A 15,633-nucleotide genomic window follows, 5' to 3' on the forward strand; every position below is an offset into this window, starting at 1 on the left:
ACCCCAACCTGCGCCGGGCGTTACGCTGCCTTCTTCAGCGAAGCCAGATCGATCACGAAGCGATACCGCACATCGCTCTTGAGCATGCGCTCGTAGGCCTTGTTGATGTCCTGGATGTCGATCATCTCGATATCCGACACGATGCCGTGCTCGGCGCAGTAGTCGAGCATCTCCTGCGTCTCGGCGATGCCGCCGATGCCGGAGCCGGCGATCGAGCGGCGACCCAGCACCACGTTATGCGCGGCCACCGCCGGCTCGATCGGTTCGAGCAGGCCGACCAGGCACAGCGTGCCGTCGATATCCAGCGTTTCCAGGTACGGATTGAGATCGTGCGGGCTCGGCACCGTGTCGAGGATGAAGTCGAACGCGCGCGACACCGCCTTCATCTGCGCCGGGTCGGTGGACAGCACCACATGGTCGGCGCCCAGGCGGCGCGCTTCGGCTTCCTTGTCCGGCGTGCGGGTGAACAGCGTGACGTCGGCGCCCATCGCCTTGGCGAACTTCAGGCCCATGTGGCCCAGGCCGCCCAGGCCCACGATGGCGACCCGGCTGCCCTGGCCGATCTTCCAGTGGCGCAGCGGCGACCAGGTGGTGATGCCGGCGCACAGCAGCGGCGCGGCGGCCTTGGGGTCGAGCTTGTCGGAGATGCTCACCACGAACTTGTCGGACGACACGATGCGCTCGGAATAGCCGCCGAAGGTGGGCAGGCCGTCGCGGCGGTCCATGCCGTTGTAGGTCCAGGTGGCACCTTCGACGCAGTACTGCTCCAGGCCCGCATGGCAGGCGCCGCAGTGCTGGCAGGAATCGACCATGCAGCCGACGCCGACCATGTCGCCTACCTTGAACTTGCTCACTTGCGCGCCGACCGCGCTGACGCGGCCGATGATTTCGTGGCCCGGCACCATCGGATAGATGCTGTTGTGCCACTCGTTGCGGGCCTGGTGGATATCGGAATGGCAGACGCCGCAATACAGGATGTCGATCACCACGTCGTCCGGACGCGGGTCGCGCCGTTCGAACCGGTGCGGGGCCAGCGGCGTGGTGGCGGACTGCGCGGCGTAGCCTTGGATGGTCAGGGCCATGGGGCGATGCTCCTAAGGTCATTGAGGGTGGCTGGTGACCTGAAAAGTATGTGTCGCCGCCCCCGTGCCGGGTTAGACGGATACTGCGAGATCGTTGCCCGATCCTGCAAAGTCGTCCGGGGGAGCTCGCCAGCTTTCGTAGAAATAGGCAAAATCTGACCGTCGCTTCCCGGTGCAAATCCATGCAGCACAAGCTTTTGTACGAATCGATTCCGGCGCATCTGCAGGAGTATTGCGAGGAATTGACAGCGCGAATTGAACGATACGCCCCCGGCGAAGGCACCCACGACACGCCCTGGGGCTCGCTGACGGTGTTCCGCGCCGATTCCACCAGCACGCCCACCTGCACGCTGTACGAGCCCAGTTTCGGCATCGCCCTGCGCGGCGCCAAGCAGATCGTGCTGGGGCAGGAGGCGCTGGTGTTCGAGCCGGGGCGCTACCTGCTCACTTCGGTGGACCTGCCGGTGCTGGCCCAGGTGTCGCGTGCGCAACCGGACGAGCCGTGCCTGTGCCTGAAGATCCGCTACGACCTGCAGCGCGTGCGCGAGCTGCTGCCCGAGGTGCGTGCACCGCGCGCCTCGGCGGTCTCCTCACGCGGCATTGCGCTGAGCACGGTCACCGGCGATCTGCTCGATCCGGTGCTGCGCCTGGTGCGCCTGCTGGAGACGCCGCAGGATCTGCCGGTGCTGGGGCCGCTGCTTGAACGCGAACTGCTGTATCGCCTGCTGACGGGAGAACAGGGCGCACGCCTGGCACAGATCGCCACGGCAGGCAGCCAGGGACATCAGATCACCCGCGCCATCCAATGGCTGCGCGAGCACTATCACCGCCCGTTGCGGATCGACGAGCTGGCGGCGCAGGTGAATATGTCCACTTCGTCGTTGCATCACCATTTTCGCGCGGTGACGGCGGTCAGCCCGCTGCAGTATCAGAAGCAGCTGCGCCTGCAGGAGGCGCGGCGCCTGCTGCTGGCGGAGCGTTGCGATGTGGCGACCGCGGCGCATCGCGTGGGTTATGAAAGCCCGTCGCAGTTCAGCCGCGAGTACAGCCGGCATTTCGGCGCGCCGCCGTTGCGCGATGTGGTGCGGTTGCGGGTGGAAGCGAACGTGGCGTGACCCGCTGCGCCCAGCGCCCGACGTAGGTTGGGGTGAGCCGCAGGCGAACCCCAACAGGCCTCGCACGTATGCACGCCTGTTGGGGTTCGCCTGCGGCTCACCCCAACCTACGCCGGTGTTGGGTCGGGTTCGGTGCTCAGCTTTCGCGCATCACCATCAACCGAATCTCCGTCATATCCTCGATCGCATAGCGCACACCCTCGCGCCCCGCGCCCGACAACTTCACCCCGCCATACGGCATGTTATCCACCCGGAAGCTCGGCACGTCGTTGACGATCACGCCACCCTGCTCCAACTCGTTCCACGCGCGCATCGCGTTGGCCAGGCTATCCGTGAAGATGCCCGCCTGCAGTCCATAGTCGGAGTCGTTGGTCATCGCGATCGCCTCGTCGAGGCTCTTGAACGGCGCCAGCAAGGCGAACGGCCCGAATACCTCCTGCCGGTTGACCTTCGCATCGCCCCGTACGTTCTCCATCAAGGTCGCTTCCAGCATCGGCCCCTTGCGCTTGCCGCCGCACAACACCTTGCCGCCGCCCTTGCGCGCTTCCTCGATCCAGCCGTGCAGGCGCTCGGCCGCGGCCTCGTCGATCATCGGGCCGAGGAAGGTCTCCTTCTTCTTCGGATCGCCGGCCTTCAGCCCTTTCACCGCGGCGACCAGGCGTTTCTTCAGCTCGTCGTACAGGCTCTCGTGCGCGTAGATGCGCTGCACGCTGATGCAGCTCTGGCCGGACTGGTAGAACGCGCCGAACACCAGCCGCTCGATCACATGGTCCAGGCGCGGCAGCTGGTCCGCATCGACGATGCAGGCCGCATTGCCGCCAAGCTCCAGCGTCACCTTCTTGTGGCCGGCGCGCGTCTTCAGGTCCCAGCCGATCTGGCTGCCGGTAAAGGACAGCAGCTTGAAGCGCGGGTCCTCGACCAGCGGCGACGCATGCTTGCCGTCCAGGTTGAGGATGGAGAACGCACCCTTGGGCAGGTCGGTTTCCGCCAGCACCTCGCCGATGATCAGCGCGCCGATCGGCGTGCGCTCGGCGGGCTTGAGCACGAACGGACAACCGGCGGCGATGGCGGGGGCCACTTTGTGCGCCACCAGGTTGAGCGGAAAATTGAACGGGGTGATGAAGGACACCGGCCCCAGCGGTACGCGCCTGGTATATCCGTGATAGCCGTTCAGGCGCTTGGCGATTTCCAGGTTGATGGTCTCGCCATTAGTGCGCACCGCTTCCTCGGCGGCGATGCCGAAGGTCTCGATCAGGCGGGTCACTTCGCCGGCCGAATCCTTGATCGGCTTGCCGGCTTCCACGCACAGCGCATAGGCCAGTTCGTCGCGGCGTTCGGTGAAGCGTTGCACGCAATGCTGCAGCACCGCCTGGCGTTCCCAGGGCTTGAACTGGCGCATCGGCTCGGCGGCCTTTACCGCCGCCGCGATCGCCTGCTCGGTGGCCTTGGCATCGGGCACGGCCACGCGCGTGGCGACCTTGCCGCTGTACTTGTCCAGCACATCCATCCATGCCTTGGAGGTTTGCGCCTTGTTGGCCAGGTAGTAGGGATATTTTTTCTCAAGCATGAAGGCGCTCCGGTCACACCGCCGCGCTGAGGCGGCGGATCTCTTCGTTGAGGATGCGGTGGTTGTCGCTGTAGTCGATGGCCAGGTCGATCAGGTGCACGCCGCCCTGTTCGAAGGCGCGCTTGAGCGTGGGCAGGAAGGCGTCGGCGCTTTCGGGCCGGTGGCCGTGCGCGCCGTGCGCCTCGGCGAACTTGACGAAGTCGGGGTTGCTGAACTGCATGCCGAAGTCGGCATAGCCCATCTCCGCCTGCTTCCAGCGGATCATGCCGTAGGCGTCGTCGCGCAGCAGCAGGATCACCAGGTCCATCTTCAGGCGCACCGCGGTTTCCAGCTCCTGCGCATTCATCATGAAGCCGCCGTCGCCGCAGATCGCCAGCACCTTGCGTTCCGGATACACCAGCTTGGCCGCCATCGCCGAGGGCAGGCCGGCGCCCATGGTGGCCAGCGCGTTGTCCAGCAGCACGGTATTGGGCTGGCGCGCGCGGTAGTAGCGCGCGTACCAGATCTTGTACATGCCGTTGTCCAGGCACAGCACGCCGTCGTCGGGCATGTAGCGGCGGGTGTCGGCCACCAGGCGCACCGGGTGGATCGGGAAGCGCGGATCGTCGGCGTGTTCGGCCAGCTGGCGATGAAAGGCTTCGCGCACCTGGTCGAAGTACTTGAAGTTCCAGTGCGCCTGCGGCGTCAGCGCGTCGGTCAGGCGCTCGACGGTGTGGGCGATATCGCCGACCACCTCGATCTGCGGGAAGTAGACCGTGTCCACCTCGGCCGAGGAGAAGTTGATGTGGATGACCGTGCGTCGGCCCTTGTGCATGAAGAACGGCGGCTTCTCCACCACGTCGTGGCCGACGTTGACGATGACGTCGGCGGCGTCGATCGCGCGGTGCACGAAGTCGCCGTCGGACAGCGCGGCATTGCCCAGCCACAGCGGGTGGTCTTCGTCGACCACGCCCTTGCCCATCTGGGTGGTAAAGAACGGAATGCCGAGCTTGTCGATGAAGGTGCGCAGGGCCACCGCGGTGCGCTGGCGGTTGGCGGCGGCGCCGATCATCAGGATCGGGTGCTTCGCCGCAGTGATCGCCTCGCCGGCCTGCACCAGCGCGGCGTCGTCGGGGGAGGGGCGGCGCGCGTATTCGGTGGGCAGCAGGATCGCCTCGTCGACGCTGTCGCGGGCGATGTCTTCGGGCAGCTCCAGGTGCACCGCGCCGGGGCGTTCCTCTTCGGCGCGGCGGAAGGCTTCGCGCACGCGTGCGGGGATGGTCGGCGCGGAGACGATCTGCCGCGTGTACTTGGTCAGCGGCTGCATCATGTCGACCACGTCGACCAGCTGGAACAGGCCCTGCTTGTGCGTGCGGATCGGTTTCTGGCCGGTGATCATCAGCATCGGCATGGCGCCGAGCTGGGCGTAGGCCGCCGCGGTGACCAGGTTGGTGGCGCCGGGGCCGAGGGTGGACAGCGCCACGCCCGCTTCGCCGGTGAGGCGGCCCCAGGTGGCGGCCATGAAGCCGGCGGCCTGTTCGTGGCGGGTGACGATGAGTTCGATCTTTGAATCGCGCAGGGCTTCGACGAGGTCGAGGTTTTCTTCGCCGGGGACGCCGAAGATTCTTCTTACGCCCTCGGCTTCGAGGGCTTTTACGAATAACGCAGCAGCGTTCATGCAGTCGCGTTCCATCGGGGGGATGGCCGGGCAGGATGCGCTGGCGCGCGTTCAAAAGGTGTGAGACGGGGCGCGTTTGCTTATATGGTTTTTGGTGGTCTGTTATTTATTGCTCGTCATTCGGCGCAGGCTGGAATTCCCTTTGCTCGTCATCCCGGCGTAGGCCGGGATCCAGTAACGACCACGTCTGATTGTCGCGTTGCGCGCGGCTTTGTCTCGCCGTAGGCGAGTGTTTCGTGCCGCTGCCGCGGCCCGAGTTACTTTCTCTTGCTTGCCCAAAGTCAAGCCTAAATAAACCTTCTTCGTGCGCAAAAAAAGCGGCCGTCAGGCCGCTTTGTAGTGTCTCAGTTTATAGCGCTAGGCGGACCTGAGAACACACGAAGGTGTCCTTGTCCTATAAGGAAATTCTTGTAGCAGGCGAGGGTGACATTCCAGGCCTCCCGGGCAACGGCGGGACCTCTTTCGATGACCTTTCCGTTCTCGTCGATGATAGCGAAGGTTGCTTTCCGTCCCTCCCGGGTTTCAGCAGAAAGGCCTTCGAAGCAGACCGCGGTAAGGACAGCCTGGGTTAGACCGCCGGTTGAGGGAATGCCGATCATGCATGCTCCAGTATGGAGAGGGAGGGTATGAGCATTTCGGAGAGGGCACCTGGCAGGTGCGGTGACATTCACGAGCGCTCATGGGACGACAAGCAGCATTACGCTCGTCCCGAGTCTGAGCAAGAAGCGGGCGTTCTGAATGAGGTCTTTCAGAACAACGTATGTGCTGTCTTGGGGGCGAATGAGGCAACTATCGTCGGCACGGCGAGCCAGCCCGGCAGCCTCGCTTCCGTCAGACAAGTTCCGAAACGGTGGCTAAATGACGGCCGCCTAGCCCTCTTGCCAGCGCCTCGCGGATGATTATCTTTCTGCCCGCTGACCGCTACGGGGTCAGCGGACACCGTGCCCAGCGGCGCGGTAACAGTCCTCACTTCCATGTTGCTTCTAAGAGGATATGGCAATGCGCACTGTGCTTGATTTCTCCCCACTTCATCGTTCCAGCATCGGCTTCGACCGGGTCTTCGACCTGCTCGAGACAGCCGTGCGTACCCCGCAGCCGGACAACTGGCCTCCCTTCGATTCCATCAAGATCGGTGAGGACCAGTACCGCATCACGATGGCTCTCGCCGGCTTCTCGCGGGATGACCTACAGATCGAGGTGCAGAACAACCTGCTTACTGTGAGCGGCGAGCGGAAAACCGACCATGTCGGCGAAGTTCTGCACCGAGGTATCGCGAACCGCCCGTTTACCCGACGGTTCGAGCTTGCCGAACACATGCAGGTCACGCGTGCAGAGCTTCGTGATGGCCTGCTGACCATAGATTTCAAGCGTGAGCTGCCCGAAGCGCTGAAGCCACGAACCATTCCTATTGGCGGCACCGAAAAAGCGGCTTCCGAGACGCGTCTGCTGCAGAGCCGCGCGGCTTAAGTCCCCTTTTCTCTTGATTTCTTCTGCATTTAGTCTTCTTGCGGCGGCGAATTTTCGCCGCCGCTCTTTAAGGCTTCGCCAAGTGCGGTCACTTTTCCTAATCGGAAGCCCGATGCTCAGGCCGTTCTCTACTGGGATTCACGACAGAGACTCCGAAGCGGGCGTCACGGGCCGCATGATGCGGCTTACAGCGAGCAACTCCTTAGGAACCCATGTAGATGCGCCGGACGCATCCGAGGTCCCGTTACCCGTGGCGCGCTGTGATCCACTTTCTGGGGGCCGGCCGTCAGCGCAGCCGGATATCAGGCTGCGATACCGCTTGCAGGCTAAGTCAGGGGCCTCGGCAACACTCCGTGGGACAGGACGCCTTCGGCGCCGCCGATCCGACGTCATATCTTTGCTTCCCGCCTCATCCTGCTGCAGTTTCTGCAGCCGCATCTTGAGCTTGATGATTTCGCGTCTGCGAATGTCCACGACCCAGCGAGCGGTACTGTCATCCAATTGCTGCGCAAGGACTTCGCGCAGATGGCGCTTTTCCAGCAGTAACAGGCGCTCATGGTGTTCAAGGCGCGCAAGGAGTTCATCTATCTGCATAGCGTCCTCCTATCATGGTCGACCATTGAGGACTTTGGTCGATTTTCAATTAAGCAAGCGTTAGCAGGGCGGCCATAGCGCAGTAATTCGGCGCAGGCTTGGCATGGGGTATGCCGATAGAGGCGGCGGCTCTATTTTCTTTTCCGCGCCCCATCTATAGCGGGAAGTGGGGGAGCATGATTCAGGCGTCTATCGCGATGAATCCGTCGTCGCTTCGGGTCTGCAATCGGCGCGGCCATGCAAGGCAACGTACTGTTCTGGAGCCTTAGCGGACACTTCCCCAGTGCAGCGCGTGTTTAGGATCGATCGGTAAGCACGCGAAGGTCACAAGCAACTTGGTAAGGTATTTCTACTTCCCTGCTACGCGCGGAACATGGGGGCCAAACGGCCCTGAACGCTTCGTCCTGTGTCTCTTTCCGAGGGCATGCCCGGCCTCCACCCGCCACTCAGTCGATCGGTGCGCATACCGCACCTCCCGCGGTCACCTAAAAGGTAAGCGCGGACTTTACCGAATGAAGCGATTTGACTGCCGGGCCTCCGCGGGCCCTGGCCAATATGGCTGTCCGTCTGCAACCGAGGGCTAGAGTATTGAAATGAACCCACCCGCGCCGACGCAACCTAACGCTTAACCTATTCTCGCCCGGAGTACCTCATGAACGAAATGCCCCAGCGCACTACCGTCGGTATCCCATGGTTTATCCGGGAAGACTACGACACATTTCGTTTGCTTATTCCACACCGCGCTTGGCACACAACATTTGACCAGTGGCTAGCGGCTGCAACCCAAGTTCTGGATCAGCAGCAACGTGCCGGGGTCCTCGTGTTCAAGGTGGAAGTTCAGTCGGATGCCTTCGCCCTTTGGTGCCAGGAAACTGCGCGCAGAACCGACCGCCAGGCGCTTACGGAATATGCCAACATGTTTGCGCGCAGCTTGCTTGCGGCGAATGATGGTCACTAAACACCTTGATGCGTCGCAGCTAGGCACGAAGACCTAAGCATTCTTCTGCGTTAGGGCACGTTCTTCTTCGCCCTGTATGCATCAAGACTGAGATCGCGCACGAAGCCACGCGTAGAGGCTATGAATGGATAAGTTAGGTCGCTCGGCTACCGGCGAAACGTTTGCTCGCCATCAATCCTATGTCCTCATAAAGACACCGCGCAGGCCTTAACGGAATCGGTGGAGTACCTACTAGGAGATAGTTGCTACCCGGTCGCCGGGTAAGGGATGCTCTGACGCGTACAGACCTGATCAATCAAGTTAAACAACCAATCATTGTCTTCGTGGCCGCATTGCGTCAGCACATCTTGAAAGGCCCCATCCGTCGAGCGGAAGAAATCTTGTTCTCCGGCATTCTTGGATCGCAATAGTTCGATCATTGCCTCTATGCGGCATAACATGCTGCGCAAATCTTGTCTTGATTTCAACATGGCGGCGTTCCTTGGTAGAGACGAGAGAAGACTTCCTTCCCCCGGTGCTAGTGAAGGTCGGGTGTCTCGTGGATGCGATGAAAGTCGTCGATACTTGCAAAAATTCGACTCCGAATCGCGCTCTCGCGGCTGATCTTTCCCAAGCCGCAAACGAAGTGGCTTGCGATGAAAATCACTTCTCCATCGTCGTCTTCGAGACTCGCCGACCAGCTCACGACGTCTCTCTTTTCCTGGTAGATGACGATATAAATCAATCCACGGTAGGAACCTCTTAGCTCATTACGGTCGCGATCTTCCGCGGCTGAAGTGGCGCTGCTGCCCTGTCGGTGGAGGGATGACCAACGGACCTCATGGTCTTCTTTGTCGCGACAGTCGGACCCAACGCCTACGCGCCTGGTTAGCTTGCTAAACAGCAGTGGAGGACGATGCATGCTGAGGGAAAAAAGGCTGGCCATGATCAACGTCCCAAATGATGTTTTGCTGCGGGTCGCGCTGTGGCCGGAGTTAAATGGCCGCGCGGGCTTCATGCGTGACTTGCGGCGTGCTGACCCCACCGCCCGGTCATGGTTGCGCTGCCGATCCGGAGCGGCCGGCGGAGAAGTACTCAGACGGCGTTAGGGAGAGGACCGCGTGACTGAGGCACTTACCAAGAGAAGGCTATCCTTCTTGGCACCAATGCAGCATGCGCGTTGAGTTGTTAGGCGAGGGTAACGCGGAGCGCAAGGTAGGCAGGAGGGATAACAACTTACGGAGGCATAACGGAAGAAAGCGCATGTTGATCGGGCACCGCAGCTTCGATAGCTATCCTTCCGGCGCCTCGGACTGTCCGTGATTTTATTCCAAGGTCTCTGAGCTTCCTCCGGCCTGGTCCTCCACTCTCGTCGGAGCCGTGGCTACCGCCTTCGCATGCTCCCGCAAGACATAAGGCTGTACTTGAGCCCCTCCATGCACACGCCCAATCCATTGAACCTTCTCTACTTCCATCCTCACAAGATGCGTTTTTCACCCGTTACGGAAGCCAAGGACGATGATCGGCACAATCGCTGGTTTCCGACGCACTCGGCGTCGATGGCCTCACTTCGAGCAAGTCCGCTACCGCGACATTCGGCGCAACAAGACAGCGACATGACTAGGCTCGGCCTGTCGGAACCTGGCGGAACCCTAGAAGACTTGGATTCGCGATCGCATCGATGACCTCTGGGCTGCCCTTGTGGCTACCGGTTCATGGCGATCATTGATCACGTGTTGTAGCCAAGCGGCGCTGGCGTTCCTGCGCCGCTTGGTGCGGCTAGCGTGAATGCATAGATGATCCATCGCAAAGGAAGCTGTCATGACCAATGTATCTGGCACAACCACTAACGGCTTTACCTACGAAGGCGAGTACGAGCGCACCCACTTGGATCGTGTCAGGTGGAGCGCAACGTACCGGCGCGACGGGATTTTCTTTGGGATGCGTCATGGCCGTATCGATGAACTTCTGGGGGTTTCGCGTGGAGAGGTCCAAGAGGCTGTCATGGACGACATTGAGCTAGCCTTGGCCCGGTCCAGCTAGAGGTGCAGCCCCGAATACGGCAAACCTCACGCGTCTATGGGAATCTTGGCCTCGTTTGCCGCATGAGGGCAAATGCGAGCTTGCGCCCACCAATCCATAGGACTAGCGTCAACATAACATCTCGCCAAAATGACCATGTCAATCATCTCCATAGACGCCTGGGCAGATGGGCCAGATGCATTTGGCTTGTGGCGAGGCCGTTGGCGCTTGTTGGAGGACGGTTTAGCCATCAAGGGGCGCTTTGGCATCACCGGAGATCGCTTCCTCACTCAAAGTGAAGCGGTCGATGCGGCGGCTAGGTGCGGAGCATCGGATAAGCGCAACGTTCCGGAGAACGTCATGATTCGCGGACTCTAACACGCTCTAGTATTTTGCGGCGGTTTCCAGACTCAAGCGCAGCGCTTTCAGCGAGGTGCAGATCACTAGCCCGAAGGGCTGCCTAGCCGGTCCTGATTTGCCTGCGCGGTCCTCAATGTTGCCAGTAATTGAGAAATATGCGCGGAAAGGCAAAGATTGATGAGCTTATCATCAACTGCGGCACATGCCGCGGCGACCGCAAACATATACTCCTCCACAGGGACTAATAGTCCTTGCAAGATGGGCCTCCCTGCTTGCTCTTGGGGCAATACTACAGACGTCATTTTCAGGAGAGCATCGATGTCTTCCTGAATGAGCACTGGAGGAGGCATGATTTAGATCTACGACAAAGCTGCATATGCCGCGGGAGTGCGATACGAGGCTGAGCGCCCAGCGGAGGTGATTCAGTCGTCGCCCAATCAGGAGGCCATGGTGGACCGAAGGCAGGTCCGTTGGCGACTTGCCAAGACGCAGTTATGGCGCTTGCCTATTCGGCGCCTCGATCTGGGCAACCGTGAGTTAGAGATGCGAAAAGGCCATGGCGTTGGTTTGCGAGCTATCTCTAATCGCGCGCTTCCATCTGTTGAAAGATCAGGGACCAGAACGCCATGCGGTCGGAATGAGCGGCCTGCGCTACTTCCGGTGTTTTAGTCGCGATCCCATGGAGCAGGGTGTTCGTGCTGGCCTCTGCGGCCATTTGCCGAAACGCTTCAGAGGCTTTTTCAATATTCGGTTGCGCTAGGAGCAGCGCACCAATGACCATCTGGTCAACCCGCTGCTGAGCATCCAGCCGGAGTATGGCCTCTAGGGCCGTGTTCGTTTGCTGCGTGAAAAAGTTCGCAGCCTCCTCCCAGTTCGTTAGAACCACTTCCTTCTTCATTTCTATCCTCAAGCTATGCTTCTTAGCCACGCTATGACGTCATGCTAACGTTTGCTTAAACGCTACGCGACCAGACTCAAGCGACTCCAGGTGACGGGAGCGCGCGATGCAACTGGACGAGCTCAACCGACGCATCCAAGAACAGCAACGCCTGTTACTGCTAGAGAAGCGCCACCTGCGCGAGGTGGCTGCTCACGACCTCGATCAAAGTACCGCACGATGGGTCATTGACATACGTAGGCGAGAGATCGCCGTGCTCAAGCGCAAATTCTCAATGCTGCAAAAAGAGATGATCCCGCCTGTTTCAGCGCGGCATCCGATCGAACAGGCGTTAGACCGCTTGGGCTGAGCTGCAGCATACCGCGTCGTGGTCTTCCGGCTTGCCCGTTCCATGACGCCCCAGGTGTGTCGTCAGTAACAGGGAGTGTTAAGCCTTCTCCACCGCGCCGGCAGCTTGGGCCAAGGCGCGCTGGGTCGCATCCCCTTTGCGTTCGCTGTAACGGCTGACCAAGTAGTCGCTGCGCCCGCGTACCATCAAGGTGAACTTCATGAGTTCTTCCATGACATCCACCACGCGGTCATAGAACGAAGAGGGCTTCATGCGCCCGTATTCGTCGAACTCTTGCCAGGCCTTGGCCACCGAGGATTGGTTCGGGATGGTCACCATACGCATCCATCGGCCGAGCACCCGCAGGGTGTTCACCACATTGAAGGACTGGGAGCCACCGCAGACCTGCATGACCGCCAGGGTGCGGCCCTGGGTCGGGCGCACGCTGCCGTCTTCCAGGGGCAGCCAATCAATCTGGTTCTTGAAGACGCCGGTGATCGTGCCATGGCGTTCGGGGCTCACCCATACCTGACCCTCCGACCAAATAGACCATTCCCGCAACCGCTGCACCTCGGGATGGCTGGCCGGCACGCTGTCGAGCAGCGGCAACTGGTGGGGATCAAACACGCGAGTTTCGGCGCCTAGGTGCCGCAGAATCCGCTCCGCTTCCAGGGCGAGCTTTCGCGAGAACGATTGGGGGCGCAGGGAGCCGTAGAGGATCAGGATGCGGGGCGGGTGGCCGGCACCTTGTTCGCCAAGGAGCTGGAGGTTATCCGGGCTGGGCAGCAGGTCGGCATGGAGGTGAGGTAGATCGGCATTCATGGGCTTGCTCGGAATTAAATATTTCGATTATTCTAGTTTTATGGAAACAAATGATGCAATCATTGCCCTGACCGCGCTGGGACACGCCAAGCGCTTGGCCATCTTCCGTTTGCTGGTGGTTGCCGGTGCTGCGGGTCGGATGGCCGGTGACATCGCGGATGAGCTGGGCATGCCCGGTGCCACCTTGTCCTTCCATCTAAAAGAGCTAGTGCATGCCGGCCTGATTACGGCGGAGTCTCAAGGGCGGTTCGTTTGCTACCGCGCCGCCTTCGACGTCATGAACGGCTTGATTGCCTATCTAACCCACCACTGTTGCGCGGGCAGTCCGCAGGCCGAATGCGGCCCAGTGGCTACGGCGCGCTCGCCCGGCGACGCCTGTTGCTGATCTCCTGAGGATTGCCCATGCCCCATCGCGTTCTATTCGTTTGCACGGGCAACTCCGCCCGCAGTGTCCTGGCTGAGGCCACCCTGCGTGCCTGGGGTGGCGCAAGATTCGAAGCTTTCAGCGCCGGTAGCCAGCCCACCGGGCGGATCAATCCTTACGCTCTCGCCACGCTTGCTGAGGCGGGCATGTCGACCGCCGGCCTGCGCAGCAAATCCTGGGATGAGTTCTCGGGGGATAAGGCAAAGCCGATCGATCTGGTGGTGACGGTGTGCGACAGCGCGGCATCGGAGCCATGCCCCGTGTTCTTCGGTGATTTTTTGCGCACCCACTGGGGGCTGCCGGACCCGGCCGCGGTGGAAGGGGGGGACGCCGAGAAGCGGGCAGCCTTCGCGCAAGCCCACGCGACCATCAAAGCTCGGCTCATGGCCTTCCTCACCTTGACGCCGGACATCTGGGCGGATCGCGACGCGTTGAAGATCGCATTGGATCGCATCGGATTCATCCAGTCTGACGGCGCCCCTCATCTCTGAGGCCGACGGGCGTCTTGCGACCTCCATCTATTCCAATGGCACCGCCAGTTTCTGCCGTGTCGCTGCGTCAAATTGCGTCGCACGAACTAGGTGATGGTGACCACGGGCACGTTGCGGCTAGCGGCGTGTGGCTTGTGGACAAGTTCGTCGAAATCGGTCTCCAAGGGTGCGCGGGTGCGGCGGGGGTAACCGCGAGTAGAAGGGCTGCTTGAGCGAATGAACTGGAGGATGTATTGCAAAATTTATCCGGATGTTTCTTTCGCACTGGACAGGCAGGCGGCGGAGCACCGCTCACAATTCATCTCACCACCTTTTCTTCACTCATCCTTTGCAAATCTTCGACACTCTTGAGTAGGCTTGCTGCTGACCTGCCAAAGTTGCCAAGGGTGTTGCACACCTTTAGCCACGTGCGATTGACCGCTTAACCGTCAAAGGAGTGATGGGTGATCAGCCTTGTCCGCGCGCCCCTGCGCGCCATATCGATGCGCTCGATTCGTGAGCGCCTGTATCGCTTCTTCAAACAGCCGGCGTTCGCGCTCGGTTGCATCGCCATGCTTGCCGTCTCCGCGGCGCATGCCCAGGACTACAGTGGAAACCCCGCGGTTGCTCCGCGACTAGCGCAGCGACAGGCCGCCGCCAGCGCTGCCTTAACTGCGACAGTCAATGTGACCGGACTGTGGCACGGCAACCTGCAGGCCCCCAACGACGCCACTGCGGCGGCGTGGGAGGAAGAATTCGACCTGCGTCAGGACGACAGCGGCAATGTCACCGGTACCCGCAAGACAACGCCGCAGACCAATGGCACCAACTGGTACATCTGGTCCGTCACGGGCACGGTTTCCGGCAATACATTGACGTTGAACGATACGACGCTGGTGGCAAGAGGCGGAGGCACCAACACGCCTTGCCAAGACACAACCACCGTCAATGTCACGGCGGATGGCGCGAGTTTCAGCGGTACCTGGACCGCCAAGACCGGTTGCAGCCCGGGTACCGTGAGTGCCACCCGTTACGGCGGCGATGTGGCCAGGAATCTCGGCAGCGGCGCGCTCTGCGATGGTGGCCTGGGTTTGCTTGGTGGTGGAAGCGGAAGTGGTTCTGGTGCGAGCGGCAATGCGAATGGGCTGTCTTGCCCGGAAAAGATGGGTGCTGCGCGCCTGGGTGATCCCATTGATGCCGGAACGGGCAACTATTACCTGCAGGAAGACGACTACACCGCCAGCTATTGGTTGACCTTCCGCCGCTTCTACAACAGCAGCGGCGCGGTGGCCCCGGCCAATCTCGGGTTCCGCTGGCGCCATAGCTTCGACCGCTCGCTGCGCCTGATCGGCACACCGGTGGCGACCATCATCATGCTGCGGCCGGACGGCAAGCAGGAGAACTTCACCAAGCCGGGCAATGCCTGGGTGACGGATCTTCCGGTCGATCAGTTGACGGAAATCCGCGATGGCCAGGGCGTCGTTACAGGCTATTCGGCTTTTATCGGTGGAAGCCGCGAAACCGAAACCTATGACAGCACGGGCAAGCTGATCCAGGTGCTGGGACAGGATGGCCAAGGCATCACGCTGACCTACAGCACCACGACGTCGACGTCCTACCCGCGCCTGGGATTATTGAAGACCGTCACGGATTCCAAGGGCAGGAAGCTGACGTTCTTCTACGACAGCTCCGCGCGCCTGAACTCCATCACGCTGCCGGACAATAAATCGCTCTACTACTACTACGTCTCCGCCAGCAGCAATATCGCCCAGGTGACGTATCCCGACGCTCGTTATCGTCTCTATGGCTTCAACGAGGCTGCCTACATCGGGCAAACCAGCCTGCCCAACGCGATGACCGGCATCCAGGACGAGAACGGCGCGCGCTACG

General features: G+C 61.2%; 16 protein-coding genes. 8 read left to right on the forward strand and 8 right to left on the reverse strand.

The annotated features are described in order from the left end of the window. Positions 1-20: 20 nt before the first annotated feature. Positions 21-1,082, reverse strand: a complete 1,062-nt coding sequence (locus tag BM172_RS12405) for an NAD(P)-dependent alcohol dehydrogenase (RefSeq protein WP_026633214.1) — start codon at positions 1,080-1,082, stop codon at positions 21-23. Between the two features lie 182 nt (positions 1,083-1,264). Between BM172_RS12405 and BM172_RS12410 the strand changes: the two genes are divergently transcribed. Further along, positions 1,265-2,197, forward strand: a complete 933-nt coding sequence (locus tag BM172_RS12410; RefSeq protein ID WP_051548283.1) for an AraC family transcriptional regulator — start codon at positions 1,265-1,267, stop codon at positions 2,195-2,197. A 136-nt stretch (positions 2,198-2,333) separates the two neighbouring features. On the opposite strand, the gene BM172_RS12415 is transcribed toward BM172_RS12410, so the two are convergent. Together BM172_RS12415 and BM172_RS12420 are read right to left on the reverse strand one after the other, a co-directional pair. Continuing rightward, on the reverse strand, positions 2,334-3,764 hold the full coding sequence (locus BM172_RS12415; protein WP_026633212.1) for an aldehyde dehydrogenase family protein: 1,431 nt from the start codon (positions 3,762-3,764) through the stop codon (positions 2,334-2,336). Between the two features lie 13 nt (positions 3,765-3,777). Next, the gene (locus tag BM172_RS12420; protein ID WP_026633211.1) at positions 3,778-5,421 is read right to left on the reverse strand and encodes an acetolactate synthase large subunit; all 1,644 of its coding nucleotides are present in this window, start codon (positions 5,419-5,421) and stop codon (positions 3,778-3,780) included. 999 nt (positions 5,422-6,420) lie between these two features. On the opposite strand from BM172_RS12420, the gene BM172_RS12430 reads away from it, so the two are divergent. Beyond that, the gene (locus BM172_RS12430) at positions 6,421-6,888 is read left to right on the forward strand and encodes an Hsp20 family protein (RefSeq protein ID WP_026633210.1); all 468 of its coding nucleotides are present in this window, start codon (positions 6,421-6,423) and stop codon (positions 6,886-6,888) included. A 138-nt stretch (positions 6,889-7,026) separates the two neighbouring features. Here BM172_RS12430 and BM172_RS12435 read toward each other — a convergent pair whose 3' ends face one another. Further along, positions 7,027-7,482 (reverse strand): hypothetical protein, encoded by a 456-nt coding sequence (locus BM172_RS12435; protein WP_026633209.1) that lies wholly within the window; start codon positions 7,480-7,482, stop codon positions 7,027-7,029. Between the two features lie 652 nt (positions 7,483-8,134). On the opposite strand from BM172_RS12435, the gene BM172_RS12440 reads away from it, so the two are divergent. After that, complete coding sequence (locus tag BM172_RS12440; protein ID WP_026633208.1) at positions 8,135-8,440, forward strand: hypothetical protein; 306 nt, start codon at positions 8,135-8,137, stop codon at positions 8,438-8,440. 245 nt (positions 8,441-8,685) lie between these two features. Here BM172_RS12440 and BM172_RS12445 read toward each other — a convergent pair whose 3' ends face one another. Both BM172_RS12445 and BM172_RS22185 read right to left on the reverse strand, forming a co-directional pair. Next, complete coding sequence (locus tag BM172_RS12445) at positions 8,686-8,910, reverse strand: hypothetical protein (protein WP_026633207.1); 225 nt, start codon at positions 8,908-8,910, stop codon at positions 8,686-8,688. Between the two features lie 47 nt (positions 8,911-8,957). Further along, entirely contained in the window at positions 8,958-9,365 is a 408-nt protein-coding gene (locus tag BM172_RS22185) for a hypothetical protein (RefSeq protein ID WP_143096514.1), read from the reverse strand. Between the two features lie 1,232 nt (positions 9,366-10,597). On the opposite strand from BM172_RS22185, the gene BM172_RS22190 reads away from it, so the two are divergent. Then, on the forward strand, positions 10,598-10,819 hold the full coding sequence (locus BM172_RS22190) for a hypothetical protein (protein ID WP_143096515.1): 222 nt from the start codon (positions 10,598-10,600) through the stop codon (positions 10,817-10,819). Positions 10,820-11,381: 562 nt separating this feature from the next. On the opposite strand, the gene BM172_RS12460 is transcribed toward BM172_RS22190, so the two are convergent. Next, positions 11,382-11,699 carry a hypothetical protein gene (locus BM172_RS12460; protein WP_026633204.1) on the reverse strand — a complete coding sequence of 106 codons (318 nt, stop codon included), beginning with the start codon at positions 11,697-11,699 and terminating at the stop codon, positions 11,382-11,384. Between the two features lie 106 nt (positions 11,700-11,805). Between BM172_RS12460 and BM172_RS12465 the strand changes: the two genes are divergently transcribed. Beyond that, the gene (locus tag BM172_RS12465; protein ID WP_026633203.1) at positions 11,806-12,048 is read left to right on the forward strand and encodes a hypothetical protein; all 243 of its coding nucleotides are present in this window, start codon (positions 11,806-11,808) and stop codon (positions 12,046-12,048) included. Between the two features lie 78 nt (positions 12,049-12,126). On the opposite strand, the gene arsH is transcribed toward BM172_RS12465, so the two are convergent. Then, on the reverse strand, positions 12,127-12,849 hold the full coding sequence (gene arsH / locus BM172_RS12470; protein WP_026633202.1) for an arsenical resistance protein ArsH: 723 nt from the start codon (positions 12,847-12,849) through the stop codon (positions 12,127-12,129). Between the two features lie 40 nt (positions 12,850-12,889). Between arsH and BM172_RS12475 the strand changes: the two genes are divergently transcribed. From BM172_RS12475 to BM172_RS22195, 3 genes are all read left to right on the forward strand, one after another. Then, entirely contained in the window at positions 12,890-13,234 is a 345-nt protein-coding gene (locus BM172_RS12475; RefSeq protein WP_026633201.1) for an ArsR/SmtB family transcription factor, read from the forward strand. A gap of 17 nt (positions 13,235-13,251) precedes the next feature. Continuing rightward, positions 13,252-13,764 (forward strand): arsenate reductase ArsC, encoded by a 513-nt coding sequence (locus BM172_RS12480; RefSeq protein ID WP_026633200.1) that lies wholly within the window; start codon positions 13,252-13,254, stop codon positions 13,762-13,764. 443 nt (positions 13,765-14,207) lie between these two features. Next, a partial coding sequence (locus BM172_RS22195) for a DUF6531 domain-containing protein (RefSeq protein WP_245778724.1) occupies positions 14,208-15,633 on the forward strand: 1,426 nt, incomplete at its 3' end.

The organism is Dyella marensis (assembly GCF_900112865.1).
GTDB lineage: Bacteria > Pseudomonadota > Gammaproteobacteria > Xanthomonadales > Rhodanobacteraceae > Dyella_D > Dyella_D marensis_A.